The sequence below is a fragment of the Nocardia sp. CA-129566 genome, assembly GCF_050956075.1.
In the GTDB taxonomy this organism is placed as follows: Bacteria; Actinomycetota; Actinomycetes; order Mycobacteriales; family Mycobacteriaceae; genus Nocardia.
This window is the reverse complement of record NZ_CP192085.1, coordinates 2554074-2569752: the sequence shown is the minus strand read 5'-3', so window position 1 is coordinate 2569752 and position 15679 is coordinate 2554074. Positions and strand designations below refer to the sequence as shown.

16 protein-coding genes are annotated in these 15679 nt (G+C 67.2%); 7 read left to right on the top strand and 9 right to left on the bottom strand.

The genetic code is table 11. The features are described from left to right. Position 1: 1 nt before the first annotated feature. Positions 2 to 1795 (bottom strand): DAK2 domain-containing protein, encoded by a 1794-nt coding sequence (locus tag ACQP0C_RS11490; protein ID WP_433732920.1) that lies wholly within the window; start codon positions 1793 to 1795, stop codon positions 2 to 4. Positions 1796 to 2138: 343 nt separating this feature from the next. On the opposite strand from ACQP0C_RS11490, the gene rpmB reads away from it, so the two are divergent. The 3 genes from rpmB to ACQP0C_RS11475 all read left to right on the top strand — a co-directional run bounded on the left by rpmB (position 2139) and on the right by ACQP0C_RS11475 (position 3851). After that, entirely contained in the window at positions 2139 to 2330 is a 192-nt protein-coding gene (gene rpmB, locus ACQP0C_RS11485) for a 50S ribosomal protein L28 (RefSeq protein ID WP_011210730.1), read from the top strand. Between the two features lie 220 nt (positions 2331 to 2550). Continuing rightward, positions 2551 to 3057, top strand: coding sequence for an N-acetyltransferase family protein (locus ACQP0C_RS11480; RefSeq protein ID WP_433732919.1), 507 nt, complete (start codon positions 2551 to 2553; stop codon positions 3055 to 3057). A gap of 14 nt (positions 3058 to 3071) precedes the next feature. Beyond that, a complete protein-coding gene (locus tag ACQP0C_RS11475) occupies positions 3072 to 3851 on the top strand; it encodes an enoyl-CoA hydratase/isomerase family protein (RefSeq protein ID WP_433732918.1) in 780 nt (259 codons plus the stop codon). Here the strand turns inward: ACQP0C_RS11475 and ACQP0C_RS11470 are convergent. From ACQP0C_RS11470 to thiL, 4 genes are read right to left on the bottom strand one after another with little or no spacing between them, the layout of a single operon-like run. Further along, positions 3848 to 4735 carry an alpha/beta fold hydrolase gene (locus tag ACQP0C_RS11470; protein WP_433732917.1) on the bottom strand — a complete coding sequence of 296 codons (888 nt, stop codon included), beginning with the start codon at positions 4733 to 4735 and terminating at the stop codon, positions 3848 to 3850. The genes ACQP0C_RS11475 and ACQP0C_RS11470 overlap by 4 nt on opposite strands. Positions 4736 to 4793: 58 nt before the next feature. Next, positions 4794 to 5048: a hypothetical protein gene (locus ACQP0C_RS11465; protein ID WP_433732916.1), complete on the bottom strand. Its 255-nt coding sequence runs from the start codon at positions 5046 to 5048 to the stop codon at positions 4794 to 4796. A 42-nt stretch (positions 5049 to 5090) separates the two neighbouring features. Then, positions 5091 to 5774, bottom strand: coding sequence for a uracil-DNA glycosylase (locus tag ACQP0C_RS11460; protein ID WP_433732915.1), 684 nt, complete (start codon positions 5772 to 5774; stop codon positions 5091 to 5093). 11 nt (positions 5775 to 5785) lie between these two features. Further along, positions 5786 to 6859 (bottom strand): thiamine-phosphate kinase, encoded by a 1074-nt coding sequence (thiL, locus tag ACQP0C_RS11455; protein ID WP_433732914.1) that lies wholly within the window; start codon positions 6857 to 6859, stop codon positions 5786 to 5788. Between the two features lie 193 nt (positions 6860 to 7052). Here thiL and ACQP0C_RS11450 point away from each other — a divergent pair, with 193 nt between their 5' ends. Further along, complete coding sequence (locus ACQP0C_RS11450; protein WP_433734510.1) at positions 7053 to 7805, top strand: DUF3515 domain-containing protein; 753 nt, start codon at positions 7053 to 7055, stop codon at positions 7803 to 7805. A 35-nt stretch (positions 7806 to 7840) separates the two neighbouring features. Here ACQP0C_RS11450 and ACQP0C_RS11445 read toward each other — a convergent pair whose 3' ends face one another. Both ACQP0C_RS11445 and ACQP0C_RS11440 read right to left on the bottom strand, forming a co-directional pair. Next, complete coding sequence (locus ACQP0C_RS11445) at positions 7841 to 8938, bottom strand: D-alanine--D-alanine ligase family protein (RefSeq protein ID WP_433732913.1); 1098 nt, start codon at positions 8936 to 8938, stop codon at positions 7841 to 7843. A gap of 66 nt (positions 8939 to 9004) precedes the next feature. Next, positions 9005 to 10000 carry an NAD(P)H-dependent glycerol-3-phosphate dehydrogenase gene (locus ACQP0C_RS11440; protein ID WP_433732911.1) on the bottom strand — a complete coding sequence of 332 codons (996 nt, stop codon included), beginning with the start codon at positions 9998 to 10000 and terminating at the stop codon, positions 9005 to 9007. Positions 10001 to 10043: 43 nt separating this feature from the next. Here ACQP0C_RS11440 and cofC point away from each other — a divergent pair, with 43 nt between their 5' ends. The 3 genes from cofC (at position 10044) to ACQP0C_RS11425 (ending at position 14028) form a co-directional block, all read left to right on the top strand. Then, positions 10044 to 10742 carry a 2-phospho-L-lactate guanylyltransferase gene (cofC, locus tag ACQP0C_RS11435; RefSeq protein WP_433732909.1) on the top strand — a complete coding sequence of 233 codons (699 nt, stop codon included), beginning with the start codon at positions 10044 to 10046 and terminating at the stop codon, positions 10740 to 10742. A 161-nt stretch (positions 10743 to 10903) separates the two neighbouring features. Then, a complete protein-coding gene (locus tag ACQP0C_RS11430; RefSeq protein ID WP_433732908.1) occupies positions 10904 to 13063 on the top strand; it encodes an RNA degradosome polyphosphate kinase in 2160 nt (719 codons plus the stop codon). A 20-nt stretch (positions 13064 to 13083) separates the two neighbouring features. After that, the gene (locus ACQP0C_RS11425; protein ID WP_433734509.1) at positions 13084 to 14028 is read left to right on the top strand and encodes an NUDIX hydrolase; all 945 of its coding nucleotides are present in this window, start codon (positions 13084 to 13086) and stop codon (positions 14026 to 14028) included. Between the two features lie 187 nt (positions 14029 to 14215). Here ACQP0C_RS11425 and ACQP0C_RS11420 read toward each other — a convergent pair whose 3' ends face one another. Together ACQP0C_RS11420 and leuD are read right to left on the bottom strand one after the other, a co-directional pair. Beyond that, positions 14216 to 14854, bottom strand: a complete 639-nt coding sequence (locus ACQP0C_RS11420) for an HU family DNA-binding protein (protein WP_433683621.1) — start codon at positions 14852 to 14854, stop codon at positions 14216 to 14218. A 156-nt stretch (positions 14855 to 15010) separates the two neighbouring features. Next, a complete protein-coding gene (gene leuD / locus ACQP0C_RS11415; protein WP_433732907.1) occupies positions 15011 to 15619 on the bottom strand; it encodes a 3-isopropylmalate dehydratase small subunit in 609 nt (202 codons plus the stop codon). Positions 15620 to 15679: the final 60 nt, after the last annotated feature.

The window sequence follows — 15679 nt, the reverse complement described above, 5'->3', positions numbered from 1 at the left end:
TCTATTCCACCCCAATCTGCACCAGATCCGCGTGCTGCCCACCGCAGTACACGCTCACCTCGATGCCGGGAAAACCGTTCGCGATGTGCGCGGCGAGTTCGGCCGCGAGTTCGGCGGGGGCCGCCGCGCCCATGAGCAAGGTGACCAGCTCGCCGCCGAAGGCGAGCATCCGGTCGAGCAGGGTCCGGCCCGCGGTCGGCACATCCCGGTCGATCACCACCACATCGTGGCCGACCAGGCCGAGCCCGTCGCCCGCCTCGCAGGTGCCGACCATGGTCAGAGCCCGCTCGGTGGCCGCGCGCAGCGATCCCCAGCGGGTAGCGGCCGCAGCCTCCGACATCGCGAAGGCATCGTCCACCGCGATCCGCCCACAATCGTGTACGGCCAGCGCCGCCAATCCCTGCACCATGGACCCGCTCGGCAACAGCAGCACGTCGCGGTGCACGTCACGAGCCGCGACACCAACCGCCACCAACTCGTGCGCGGGCAGCGCGCCGTTCGGCAGCACCAGCACCTCCCGATTCGGCAGCTGCCGGATCGCGGCCAGCAGTGCGGCGCTGGTAACCGTGCCATCGCCGCCGAGCACTACGGCACCTCCGGCCTCGAAGAGCGCCGCCGCCCCATCGCCCGCCACCACGGCCAGCACTCCGCGGTCCGCGGGACCATCCTGCGCAGGCCATACAGGCGTGGCCGTTGCGGTGCGGGCGGTGATGGCGAAGCTTTCGATGCGGATGGCGCTCAGGGTGCCGGTGGCGATGCCCGCTTCGACGGCGGCTCCGGCGTCGGCGCAATGCACGTGTGCGGACCAGGAGCCCGCGCCGTCACCGACCACCACGACGGAGTCGCCGAGTTCGGCGAGGCGATCGCGGAGGCGGGCTATGCGTCGGTTGTCGGTGTCGGACAGCAGGTACATCACCTCGAAGTGCGGTTCGGCGCTGTTCTGGGGTTCGGCATTGTTCCGGGATTCGATGCCGCCCTGCCATTGAACGCTGCTCTGGTGCTCGGCACTGTCTCGCGACGCCGAGTCGTCGTGTGCCGCGACGATGCCCATATCGCCACGTTCGACATGGGTCTGCGGGACTGCGAACTCACCGCGCACATACTGCGGCCGATCGGGCGTCTCCCCGAGCGTGACCGCGACCAGACTGTCGAGCAGCACCACGAGCCCACGGGCACCCGCATCGACCACCCCGGCCTCGCGCAGCACCCCGAGCTGGGCGGGTGTGTCACCGAGCGCCTTGGCGGCACCGTCGGCCGCCGCCACCGCGACCTCGGCCAGCACGGGCTCCGGACAGGCCGCGGCACATTCGGACGCCCGATCCAGCACGGTCAGGATGGTCCCCTCGACCGGCACACTCAATGACTCGCGCACCAATGCCGAGGCCGTGGCCAGCGCCTCGCGCAGCGTATCGGCGGTCAGCAGGCCACCGCGCACCGCTTCGGCGATCCCTCGCAGCACCTGCGAAAGGATGATTCCGGAGTTGCCGCGCGCACCGAGGGTCGCACCGCGCGCCATCGCGGCGGCCACCTCGTGTGTGGACGGGACCGCGACGGTGGACGGGGCGGCGACCATCGCGGCCTCGGCGGCCTGCATCGCCGCCCGCATGGTTGCCAGCATGTTCGTGCCGGTATCGGCGTCGGCGATGGGAAAGACATTGAGCGCGTTGATCTCCTCGCGCCGCTGTTCGAGACCCTCGAGGCAGACCCGGCCCCAGCGCAGCAACGCCGGGCCGTTCAGCGCATTCGACCCGACGGCGGATGGAAGTTCTGCGTCACCGCGGCCATCGCTCGTCATGTCCCGCACTCCGGGCACCGCCACCTCTCTCCGCGATCGTCCACACCGCTAGCGACTGCTGGCAGGTCGCTCGAACGGGCCTGCCACCGTTCGCCAGGTTAGCTGGCGATACCGACACTCGATCGGCGACACCGATCCACTACGATCGGGGGTGTCCACGGGCCGATGCTCCATGACCCGGTTTGGCGGATCCGGACCCCGCCAGCTACCCTTGCAGGGTTGCCTAGCGCGGCCGAGGCCGGTCTGCGCTGGCCGACGTCAGTCGGCAGGGCATTAAGACATCGTTTCCGGACATGCTGCCGACGTGCAGCGGTCCCCACATGACATGAAGGAGTTCGCGACTATGGCTGCCGTCTGCGACGTCTGCGCCAAGGGCCCCGGCTTCGGGAAGTCGGTCTCGCACTCGCACCGGCGTACCAACCGTCGTTGGAACCCGAACATCCAGACCGTGCGTGCCCAGGTCGCCCCGGGCAACACCCGCCGCATGAACGTGTGCACCTCCTGCCTGAAGGCCGGAAAGGTCGTTCGCGGCTGATCTGCCCCGAGGCCGATCCAACCGAGACCGACATACGCCCCGACACCATCCGGTGCTCGGGGCGTAGTCTTGTCCGCCTCCCCGAATCTTTTGCCGGCCGTCAGGTGCGACTGGCGATGCGTGGCGGGCCGACGGTTAGTGCATGGTCAACTCTTGGACGTACCCGACGAGTTACCCATGTGCTTGCGAAATCAGTTGCTGGGCAGTCACGCTTTCCGGGATGACCGAGCCGACCCCACCATGGCGGATCACGGCACTCGCCGCCGAACACGTCCACAGCCTGGCCGAATGCCATATCACCTGCTGGCGTGAGGCCTACCGCGGCCTGGTCCCGGACCACGTGCTCGACGCCTTCGACGTGGACCGCAGGGCAGAGCAATGGGAACGCCTCCGGGTCCGTCACCCGAACAGCACCCACGTCGCCCTGGTCGACGATCACGTCATCGGCTTCGCCAGCGTCGGCCCCTCCCGCGACGAATCCCCGGTGACCCCAACCGAACTCAACGCCCTCTACGTCCGCGCCCCCTGGTACGGCACCGGCGTGGCCCACGCCCTCATCCGCGCCGCCCTACCCCCCGCCACCCCCTGCTCCCTCTGGGTCTTCGAGAAAAACCCACGCGCCCAAGCCTTCTACCGCAAACACGGCTTCGAACTGGACGGCACCACCCGAATAGAAGCCTTCACCCCGGCCACCGAAGTCCGCATGGTGCGCGGGGTCGAGGGCTAGCTAAGGTGCTGGACATGACCTCCACCGCGCAAACCGAGTACGTCACCATTGTCGACGGCGTTCTGCAGATCACGATCGCTACTGCCGCTAATGGCACTTCCATGGATTTCGGGGGGATTACCGCGGGGACTGAGGCGTTGCGGGCGGCGGGGCGTGAGGTGGGAGCCGTGGTGTTGACGGGGAGCGGGGCGAACTTCTGTGCGGGCGGGAATGTGCGGGGGTTCGCCGAGGCGGAGGATCGGGCGGGGCATATTCATGGGCTGGCGACGGTGCTGCACGACTTCGTGCGGGCGCTGGACGAGACGACGGTGCCGGTGGTGGTCGGTGTGCAGGGCTGGGCGGCGGGAGCCGGGATGAGCCTGGTATGTGCCGCCGATATCGCCATCGGCGGGCCGAGCACCAAGTTGCGTCCGGCCTATCCGGGCATCGGCCTGAGCCCGGACGGCGGGATGTCATGGACGTTGCCGCGTATCGTCGGTACCGGGCGGGCGCGCGAAATCCTGCTCACCGATGCGATTCTCACCGCCGAGGAGGCCGTGCGGCTCGGTATCCTCAGCCGCCTGGTCGACGACGAGCAGGTGCGCGACGAGGCCATGAACCTGGCCCGGACCTTCACCACCGGGCCGCGGTCCACCTACGCGAGCATCAAATCGCTACTGGCGCGGTCGAATTCGGCGACGCTGAGCGTACAGCTCGACTATGAACGCGATGCGATCGCCGCCGCGGCGAACAGCCCGGCCGGCATCGAGGGCGTCAACGCGTTCATCGCGAAGCGCAAGCCGAAGTACGTTTAGTCACAAACGGATTCGGTCTCCAACGCCCGAGTCTCCAGCACGAATTCGGCGACCGCGTCGGTGAAGGCATCATTGTCGTCACCGGCCGCGGTATGCGCAGCACCACCGATCTCGACCAACTGTGCATGCGGCACCATCTCCAGGAACGCCGCGGCTCCCTCGGGAGTCACCACATCGGACTGCATGCCGCGCACCAGCAGCACCGGCAGCGTCAGGGCACGCGCCGCGACCTCCATCTGCCGACTCATCTCGCTCGCATCCTCCACGCGGTCCTTCAGCATGTCCGGATCCCAGTGCCAGTACCAGCGGCCGTCGCGCTGCCGCAAATTCCGCAGCAAACCATCGGTGTTCTTGGGCCGCGGGCGGTGCGGCATATATTCGGCGACCGCGTCGGCGGCCTGCTCCAGCGTGTCGAATCCGTCGCGATGCTTGCCGAGGAAGTCGATCACCCGCGCGACACCGGTCGGTTCGGGGCGGGTCACGATATCGACGAGCACCAGCGCGCTGATCGCCTCGCCCCCCGGCACCGCCGTGGTGAGCAGGCCGGTGATCCCGCCCATACTCGCCCCGACCACGACCGCGGGCGCACCCAACTGATCGAGCACATCGACGAGATCCGCGACCATCGTGTCACGCCGGTAATCCGCATCCGGCGCCCATTGACTGTCGCCGTGGCCGCGGGCGTCCAGCGTGACGACCCGCATCCCGGCGGCGGCCAGCTTCGCCCCCGTCTGCTTCCACGAGTGTCGGGTTTGCCCGCCACCGTGGAGGAACAGCACGAGCGGGCCGTCCGCCGGGCCGAACTGGTCGGCCGCCAACTCGATCCCATCCGAACCACGCAGGTGCAGCCGAGTCGGATCGAGCAGGTTGTTCGCATTACTCACGATCCGAGGATCGCACAGCACCCGTGGGGCCTGTTGTTGACCCCCGGTCAATGGGACGTCAGCAGTCCCACTTACCTTGCGCGCTGATGGTGTTCTGCAGCAGGCAGGCGACCTTCGCATTCACCGAAGAGGAAATGGTGGAGGAGCCGTTCGAGGTGAATTCCTCACCGACCGGGGTGGCGGTACCGGTCGAGGTGGTATCCGCAGCGGGCTCCAGTGGCAGTCCGGCCGCACTCGCGGTGGCTGCGCCTCCGGCCATGGCCGCGCAGAACGCCAGCGCGACGGTGGCGCCGCGGACGGTCTTGATGTGCATTGAATTGTGCTCCTCTACTTTGTTTTACCTCAGCGCCCGGGATCAGGGCAGGCGCCAGTCAACAGGTTCGGCACCCAATTCGTCGAGTAGTTCATTCACTCGAGAGAAGGGTCGCGAACCGAAAAACCCGCGCGAGGCCGACAGCGGTGACGGATGCACGGATTCGATATAGGGCACTTCGGCCTCGGCCAGCTGCGGCTTCAGTGTCTGCGCGTCGCGGCCCCACAGGATCGCGACCAGCGGTTCGTCCCTGGCCACCAGGGCGCGAATCGCCTGGTCGGTCACCGCTTCCCAGCCCTTGCCGCGATGCGAGGCGGGCTGTCCCGGCGAGACCGTGAGGACTCGGTTCAGCAGCAGGACGCCCTGATCCGACCACGGACTCAGATCACCATTGGACGGCGTGGTGTAGCCGAGGTCCTTGCTGTATTCGGAAAAGATATTGGCGAGGCTGCGCGGAACCGGCGAAACATCCGGGGCGACAGAGAAACTCAGCCCCATCGGATGGCCGGGCGTCGGATACGGATCCTGGCCGACGATCAGCACACGCACCGCATCGAACGGACGCTGGAAGGCACGCAGCACATTCTCACCGGCCGGTAGATAACCGCGGCCCGCGGTGTTTTCCGCGCGCAGGAATTCGCCCATGGCCGAGATCTGCTCCGTAACGGGTTCGAGAGCCTTCGCCCAACCCGGATCCATGATTTCCGTCAGTGGTTTCGCGCCCATGACCGCACAACCTATCGTGGCTCGGGCTCGGATGCCGAGTCCACCCCGCTGAATGATTCCCAGCCCCCACTGCCCGGCCGCCGCACACCGTCGACGGTGACGCCGTGACCTGCCAGCACACGTCCGATCGGCGTCCAGCCCGGCGGCAATTCTCGCTGTGCCGACCAGGTTCCGACGAAGGCGTGATCCTCGCCGCCGGTCAGAATCCAGTGCGTCGCATCGGCATCCAGACGCCGCGCGATCGTCTCCAGTTCCGGATCGCGCAATGCGGTCGAATCGATATCGATCGCCACCGCGGACGCCTCGGCGATATGCCCCAGATCCGCGAGCAGTCCGTCCGAGATATCGGTCAGCGAGTTGGGTATCGCGCCCGCGGACGACCCGACAATGCCCGCAGCCGCGGACTGCCGCGACCCGAGCGCGCCCGCAGCCGCGGTATCCGAATCATCCCGTCCGGCAGCGGCATCGACGATCGCGGCCAGCACCGCCGCATAGGGTGGCCGCGGGACCCGGTGGGCCGCAAGCGCTTCGGCGACGAGCTCGTCGTCCGGATCGACCCCGGCGGCCAGCGCCGCCAACCCGGCCGCGGACCAGCCGAGCCGACCGGCCACCGCGACCGTATCCCCCACGCGCGCACCGGCTCTGGTGATCGGCGCGCGGCCGTCCAGATCGCCGAAGGCGGTGACCGAGATGACCAACTGCGGGCTGCGCACCACATCACCACCCGCGATCGAACCACCGGCCCGCCCCGCCTCGGCCCACATACCGTCGGTGAGACCGTCGATGACCTCGACCGGCGTATCGGCCGGACAACCCAGCGCCACCACGAATGCGGTCGGCACCGCGCCCATCGCAACGACATCGGCCGCGTTCTGCGCGATCGCCTTGCGCCCGATATCGCGGGGACCGGACCAATCGAGTCGGAAGTGCCGATCCTGAACCAGCATGTCGGTTGTCACCACGAACCGGCCGTCCGGCGCGGCCACCACGGCGGCATCGTCACCGGGACCGAGCAGTACGCCGGGCGCCTGGACCCGGCCCGCATTGATCCGCTCGATCAGTGCGAACTCCCCCAGCTCACGCACTGTCCGCGGTGGCGTGCTTTCGCTGATGACCGGCCCCTTCCCGACGTCGTGCTGGCTGGAGTCCGACCGAGGGTACCCTTTGCAGGGCAATCGAGTACTACCAGGCCGGTGCGCGGCATCCATCCCCGCCAACCGGTGCGAACAGGAAGGACCGGTGAGCATGGCGGCGGAGTCGTCGGAGCGCGATTCGTCGATGGCGGATTCGCCGAACGCAGCGGAGCCGAAGGACTCCGAACTGTCGCCGGACACGGTGGAGTCGGCTGCCGATAGCGCCGTCGCGCCGGGCGCCGCAGCGGAGAAGGCGCCCCTGCCCGACCCCTCCGAAGATGACGACGCCGAGCCCGAAACGGCCGACGGCGACCCGGAGGACGCTGATGGCGAGTCCGATAGCGCCGCATCAGCCCCCGAGGCCCGCGGCTACCCACCCGCGCTCATCGCGACCGCCGTCGCACTACCGGTGGTGCTGGTGGTCGCCGTCCTCGTCGCCGCCGTGTTGGCCCGCCGCGCACCGACCGAACGCGAACCCCTGGTCCTCGGTCCGGTCCCCGCGCCCGCCGCGGCTGGTCCCGCCTGCACCGCCCTGCTGCCCGCACTGCCGGTCGACCTCGGCGACTACACCAAATCCACCCTGGTGGAGCCCGCTCCGCCCGCGACCCGCGCCTGGCAGCGCAAGGACGGCGGCGATCCGATTGTGCTGCGCTGCGGCCTGGAGCGCCCGCTGGAGTTCAACCGCGCCTCCGCGCTGCAGATCGTCAATGGCGTGCAGTGGTTCGAGGTCCGCGATGCCGCCGCCAAGGCGAGCACCTGGTTCGCCGTCGACCGCGAAACCTATATCGCGCTGACCGTTCCCGATGGCTCCGGACCGACTCCGCTGCAAGGAGTTTCGGACACCATCACCGCGAATCTGCCCGCGAAGCCGATCGATCCCGGCCCGCTGCCGAACTGACTACTGAAAGGCCGCTCGGGTGGTCCGCCCGTCGACTACCGCAGGCCGGTACCCCGTGCCAGAGCCGTCTCGATCAGCGTGGAAACCAGTGTCCGGTAGTCGATTCCGGTAGCCTCCCACATGCGCGGATACATCGAGATCGACGTGAAGCCGGGCATCGTATTGATCTCGTTGATGACCGGACCCTCGGCGGTGACGAAGAAGTCGACCCGGGCGAGTCCCGAGCAGTCCAGCGCTTTGAACGCGCGCACCGCGAGTTCCCTTATGCTGTCGGACACTTCGTCGTCCAGCTTCGCCGGAACGTCGAATTCGCAGACGTCATCGAGGTATTTGGTTTCGAAGTCGTAGAACTCCGGCGCCGCGGCATCGGCATCCGGCATCCGGATCTCCGCGACCACGCTGGCCTCGACCCGGCCGTCCGGGAATTCCAGCACACCGCATTCGACTTCACGTCCGAGGATGCCCGCCTCCACGATCACCTTCGGATCGTGTTCGCGCGCCGCGGCGACCGCCGCGTCCAGCGCACTCCAGTCGGTGACCTTGGTAATGCCGATCGAGGAGCCGCCGCGCGCCGGTTTGACGAATACCGGAAGTCCGAGCCGCGCCCGATCCTGCTCGCCGAGCGTGTCGGTTCCGTGCCGCAGCACCACCTGCCGCCCGATCGGCAGGCCCTCGGCGGCGAGCAGCTTCTTGGTGAATTCCTTGTCCATACCCGCCGCGCTGGCCAGTACGCCCGGCCCGACATACGGCACCCCGGCCAATTCGAGCATGCCCTGTAGCGTGCCGTCCTCGCCGAACGGGCCGTGCAGGATCGGGAACACCACATCCACCGAACCCAGCGCCGCACTCGGATCGTCGAGCGCGACCAACGCTCCGGACCGGCTCGGGTCGGCCGCCAGGGTCAGCGCGGTGCCGGTGCTGTCCACCGCGGGCAGCGCATTGTCCTTGAATCCGAGCGCGGCCACATCGGAGCTGCCGAGCACCCAGGCGCCGTCGCGGGTGATGCCGATGGGCACGGCCTCGTACTGTTGCGGATCCAGGTTGCGCAGCACGCTGCCAGCGGATACACAGGACACGGCGTGCTCGTTACTGCGCCCGCCGAACACGACAGCCACCCTGATCCGGTTCGTCATGAACGGAACCGTACCCGTTATGCGGGGCGAACCAACCTCGCGCCCGTGCGGTGCCAGCCTTCGGCCCTATTCCGGTTTGATCCGCCGCCCCAGCAGCTTGTCGACCGCCTCACGCACCGAAACTCCCTCATGACACACCTGGTGCACCCCTGTGGTCAGCGGCATCTCCACATCGTGCGCGGCGGCCAGCGCCCGAATGGATGTGCACGACTTCACACCCTCGGCGACTTGGCCATGGGTTGCCTCCTGGGCCGCCTCCATGGACCCGCCCGCCCCGAGCACATGCCCGAACGACCGGTTGCGCGACAGCGGCGAGGTGCAGGTGGCGACCAGATCGCCGACCCCGGCCAACCCCGCGAGCGTGACCGGCTCCGCACCGAGCGCGACCCCGAGCCGGATGATCTCGGCAAGCCCGCGGGTGATCAGACTGGCGACCGAGTTGTCGCCCAACCCCATTCCCGAGGCGATGCCGCAGGCAAGCGCGATGACGTTCTTGCAGGCACCGCCGATCTCACAGCCGATCACATCGGTATTGGTGTAGGGCCGGAAGTATCCGTTGGCGCAGGCCTGCTGCAGCGCGACCGCCCGCGCGGCATCGGTGCACGCGATCACGGTGGCCGCAGGCTGCTCGGCCGCGATCTCCTTGGCCAGATTCGGCCCCGACAGCACCGCGATGCGACTCTCCTCGGCACCGGTGACCTCGCCGATGACCTGACTCATCCGCAGTAGCGTTCCGGTCTCGATGCCCTTGGCGAGACTGAGCAGCGCCGCGTCCGGCTCGATCGCGTCCTTCCACGTTTCGAGATTCGCGCGCAAGGATTGAGACGGAACCGCAAGTACGACAATGTCGGCCCCATCGAGCGCTTCGACGTGATCGTGGGTGGCCGCGACCGCCGGTAATCGCACGTCGGGCAGATAGAACGGATTGCGATGCTCGGTGGCGAGCGCCTTGGCCACCTCTGGCCGCCGGGCCCAGATCGTGACCTCGGTTCCCGCGTCCACCAACACCTTCGCGAACGCGGTCCCCCACGATCCCGCGCCCAGCACTGCCGCCCTCGTCATCTGCCCAATATGCCACGGAAGCACTCGTGGAAGGATTAGGACCATGCGTCCGCCTGCCGTGCACGCCGTGATCGCGGTCAAGAGCCTCGATCGGGCCAAGAGCCGCCTGGCCGACCGGCTGCGCCCGGAGCACCGGGCACAGCTCGTGCTCGCCATGCTCGCCGACACCGTATCCGCCACCGTCGCGGTGCCGCGGATCGCCTCGGTCACCGTGGTGACCCCGGATCCGGTGGTCGCCGAGCTGGCGGGCTCACTCGGCGCGGCGGTCCATCCCGAACCTCGCCGCGCAGTGCTCGACCCCGCCGACCCGGACGGTCTGAACACCGCACTCACCGATGCGGCGACCGCGCTGCGGCACCGGCACGGCCCGGTCGAACTGCTGGCCCTACAGGCGGATCTGCCCGCGCTGCGCCCGGACGAACTCTCGGACATGCTGAGCACCGCACCGGTCGGGGTGCGCTCGGTCGTCGTCGACCATGCGGGCACCGGCACCGCCGCGTTAATCGTCCGCGACACCGTCGCGGCGCTGGACCCACGTTTCGGGCCCGGCTCCGCGGTCCGGCATATCGCCGCGGGCGCGGTCGATCTGCGCGGTGACTGGCCGGGATTGCGGCTGGACGTGGACACCGCGGACGATCTCGATCGTGCCGTCGACCTCGGCACCGGGGAGTCGACGTGCGCTGCTCTGCACGACATCGGCTGGCCGATTCGCGTTCACGAGGGCGTCCGCCGGGTGTGCTAGCCGGTCGCCACACCCGGCGTGATACTCACGGCAATCATGATGTCGGGCTGCACAGGGCCCGGTAAGTAGGGGATGATCGTTAGCGTGAGTGAGCGAAGCGAGCGAATGCCGTACCAGCGCGCATCGCGTATGTCGGTGCCGCGTGCCAGCGAGGCATGGGCATGAGCGAGACCGAGACCGTCAAGCAGCAACTGTTGCCGAACCCACTGCCCGCCGCGACACCGTTGGCCGACGATTCGGTGGTGCAGCGGTTGCCACGCGATCGCTACCTGAACCGTGAGCTCAGCTGGCTCGACTTCAACTCGCGGGTACTCGCCCTCGCCGAGGACGCGTCGTTGCCGTTGCTGGAGCGCGCGAAATTCTTAGCGATCTTCGCCTCCAATCTGGACGAGTTCTATATGGTCCGCGTCGCCGGTCTCAAACGCCGTGCGGAGACCGGACTTTCGGTGCGCTCGGCGGACGGCCGTTCGCCCACCGAGCAATTGGAGCTGATCGCGGCGCGCACCCAGGAGATTGCCGACCGGCATGCCCGGGTTTTCCTCAACTCGGTACTGCCCGCGCTGACCGCCGAGGGCATTGCCATCATCGACTGGTCCGATCTGGACGACGATGAGCGCCAGCGCCTCTCGGGCTATTTCCAGGACCAGGTCTTCCCCGTCCTCACCCCGCTGGCGGTGGATCCGGCGCATCCGTTCCCCTACATCAGCGGCTTGAGTCTCAACCTCGCGGTGACGGTGAAGGATGCCTCCACCGGCGCCGAACACTTCGCCCGCGTCAAGGTGCCCGATAACGTCGATCGCTTCGTCCGGGTGCGACGCAACGAGTCGGGATCCCCCGTCGCGGCCTTCCTGCCGATGGAGGAGTTGATCGCGGCACACCTCGATCTGCTGTTCCCCGGGATGAAGGTGGTCGAGCACCACTCGTTCCGCATCACCCGCAATGCCGATTTCGAGGTCGACGAGGACCGCGACGAGGATCTGCTGCAGGCGCTGGAACGCGAACTGGCCCGCCGCCGCTTCGGTTCGCCGGTTCGACTAGAGGTCTCCGACGATATGACCGAGCACATGCTCGATCTACTGTTGCGCGAGCTCGAGGTCGATCCAGGGGATGTGATCGAGGTACCGGGTCTGCTCGACCTGTCCTGCCTCTGGCAGGTGTACGGCGTCGATCGGCCCAATCTCAAGGACGCGCCGTATGTGCCCGCGACGCCACCGGCGTTCGGCGAGCGCGAAACCCCGCGCAATGTCTTCCAGGCGCTGCGCGAGGGTGACGTCCTGGTGCACCACCCCTACGACTCGTTCTCCACCAGCGTGCAGCGCTTCATCGAACAGGCCGCCGCCGACCCGCAGGTGCTCGCCATCAAGCAGACCCTGTACCGGACCTCCGGCGACTCCCCGATCGTGAACGCGCTCATCGATGCGGCCGAGGCGGGCAAGCAGGTCGTCGCACTGGTCGAGATCAAGGCGCGCTTCGACGAACAGGCCAACATCAAATGGGCCCGCGCGCTGGAACAGGCGGGCGTGCACGTGGTCTACGGACTCATCGGCCTCAAGACGCACTGCAAGACCTGTCTGGTGGTGCGCCGCGAGGGCGCGACCATCCGCCGCTACTGCCACATCGGCACCGGCAACTACAACCCGAAGACCGCGCGGCTCTACGAGGACGTCGGGTTGCTCACGGCCGCACCGGAAATCGGCGCCGACCTGACCGATCTGTTCAATTCGCTCACCGGCTACTCGCGAAAGGCCAACTACCGCAACCTGCTCGTCGCCCCGCTGGGTGTGCGCGCCGGAATCATCGACCGCATCCAGCGGGAGACCGAACTGGCCGAGCAGGGCATCCCGGCGCGAATCCGGATGAAGGCCAACGCAATTGTCGACGAGCAAGTCATCGACGCGCTCTACCGAGCTTCTCAGGCCGGTGTACCGGTACAGATCGTGGTGCGCGGCATCTGCGGTCTGCGCCCCGGTGTCGAGGGGATGAGCGAGAACATCGAGGTGCGCTCGATTCTCGGTCGCTTCCTGGAACATTCGCGGATCATGCACTTCCAGGCCCAGGACGAATACTGGATCGGCAGCGCCGACATGATGCACCGGAATCTGGACCGGCGCGTGGAAGTCATGGCGCAGGTGAAGGATCCGAAGCTGAGCGAGCAGCTGGGGTCGGTATTCGACTCCGCCCTGTATCCGACGACCCGCTGCTGGATACTCCAACCCGACGGCAGCTGGCAGGCCTCGCCCGACGGCGCCGACCGCGACGGTGTGCACGTCCGTGACCACCAAGAATTCCTGATGCGACTGCGGAGACCGGATCAGCAGTGAGCGCTCCGACGGGATACGACATGGACGGGGGACCGTTCTGGGATCCCCGGGTAACAGCCAATATTCACGCTGCTGGTGCGGTGCTGTGGCGCAGGACGGCCGACGGTTCCGGCGCCATCGAGATCGCGGTGGTCCATCGCCCCAAATATCAGGATTGGTCGTTGCCCAAGGGCAAACTCGATCCGGGCGAGACGCCGGTGCTCGCCGCGGTGCGTGAGGTCGGCGAGGAAACCGGCCTGGACTGCCGTCTGGGCCGCTATCTCGGGCACGTCACGTATCCGATTCCGGGACACCGGAAATTGAAGCGAGTGGACTACTGGGCGGCCGAGGTCGCGGGTGGGGCGTTCGCCGCCAATTCCGAGGTCGATGTGCTGTCCTGGTACACCTTGGACCGGGTGATGGACCAGCTGTCGTATCCGATGGACCGACAGGTGCTGCGCGCCTTCACCCGCCTGCCGGCGGCGACCAGCACGCTGCTGGTGGTTCGACACGCCAAGGCGGGCAACCGGGGCCAATTCGATGGTCCGGATGAGCAGCGCCCACTGGAGCGGGAAGGGCGGGCCCGGGCACAGGCGTTGGTCCCGAATCTGCTGGCGTACGGTGCATCCGAGATCTATTCGGCCGATCCGGTGCGCTGTGTGCAGACGGTGACACCGCTGGCCGAGAAACTCGGCGCGACAATCACCATCGAGCCGCTGTTCTCCGAAACCGGTTATGCCGCAGCGCCGGACAAGGCCCGACAACGCGCCGCCTCCCTGGTAGCGGATCGCGCGGTGCGCGTTCTGTGCAGTCAGGGCAAGGTAATTCCCGATCTGCTGCAGTGGTGGGCCGATCGGGACGGCATCTCGCTGCCGTCCGCGCGCAACCGCAAGGGCAGCGTGTGGGTGCTGTCTTTTGCCTCGGGTCGGCTGGTTGCCGCCGACCACCTCGACCGGTCGTTGTCGGCCGCCATCGTCAAGTCCTGACTCCGATGGGGACCGCAACCGTCATGCGGTCGCTATTGGGCCTCGAATTCGGACGTAGGCAGCTAAAACGGCCCTGGGGCGAACCCCAGGGCCGTTTTTAGCCGGTACAGGGAGTGATTCCGCTCAGCGGAGCGAATCACCCGATGGCGCTGGACCTTCAGCCGCATGTGCGGCCTCGAACTCTGCGTCAGCGAGCGCGGCGGGCCGGAGCCTTCTTGGCCGCGGTCTTCTTCGCGGGCGCCTTCTTCGCGACGGTCTTCTTCACGGCGGTGGCCTTCTTGGCCGCCGTGGCCTTCTTGGCCGGAGCCTTCTTGGCGACGGCCTTCTTGACGGCCGCCTTCTTCGCGACCGTCTTGGCGGCAGTTGCCTTGCGGGCAGTCGTCTTTGCCGGGGCCTTCTTCGCCGCGGTCTTCTTGGCGGGCGCCTTGGTGGCGGTCGCCTTCTTGGCGGCAACCTTCTTCGCCGCCGTCTTCTTGGCGGCCGCCTTCTTTGCCGCCACCGGTGCATTCGCGCCGCGCTTTACGGCGGGGCCGCTCGCGGTCAGCTTCTGCTTACCGGCGATGACGGCCTTGAACTGAGCACCCGGGCGGAACGCAGGCACCGAAGTGGGCTTCACCTTGACGGTTTCGCCGGTGCGCGGGTTCCTGGCAACTCGAGCCGCACGCTTACGCTGTTCGAACACACCGAATCCGGTGATTGTGACGCTCTGACCCTTGTGCACCGCACGCACGATGGTGTCGACCACATGCTCGACTGCCGCGGTGGCCGTGCGCCTGTCCGTACCCAACTTTTCGGTCAGAACGTCGATCAGTTCCGCCTTGTTCATTGAATCCTCCGCAGACTAATGGCCCGTCGTCGGACCGACTAGGTACCACGGTAAACCCACTTTGGGCAAGAGTCTATGTGCCACGCCAAAATTCATGTGGTTTAGCACACGTCCAGCTACCGCCTCTAGGGTTGTACAGCTATCTCTACCGGGTGATTACGCCTGCGAAATATGTGCCGGAAGGGTTGTGGGTTTCCAACTTGGCCTTGCCTTTTCGAACTCATCGATGACGTCACTGCGCCGGAGGGTGAGCCCGATGTCGTCCAATCCTTCGAGCAGACGCCACCTGGTGTAGTCATCAATATCGAACGGCAACACGACGGTTCCGGCCGTCACCGTGCGCGCCTCGAGGTCAACAACCAATTCGAGACCGGGCCGTTCCTCGAGCAACTTCCAGAGCATTTCGACATCGTTCTGTGACATCTGCGCAGCCAACAGACCACCCTTGCCCGCATTGCCGCGGAAGATGTCGGCGAAGCGTGATGAGATGACGACGCGAAAGCCGTAGTCCGACAGCGCCCATACGGCGTGTTCGCGCGAGGATCCGGTACCGAAGTCCGGACCGGCGACCAGCACACTGCCCCGGTTATAGGGCTCGGTGTTCAGAATGAAGTCCGGGTCGGATCGCCATGCTGCGAACAGTCCGTCCTCGAATCCTGTGCGCGTCACCCGCTTCAGGTACACGGCCGGAATGATCTGATCGGTGTCGACATTGGATCGGCGCAGCGGCACTCCGATCCCCTTGTGGACGGTGAAGGCTTCCATTTCTGCTGATTCTCCTGGGTCGTTAGGCGATTTGGCCGACCGTTTCGAGTGACCTGCGGG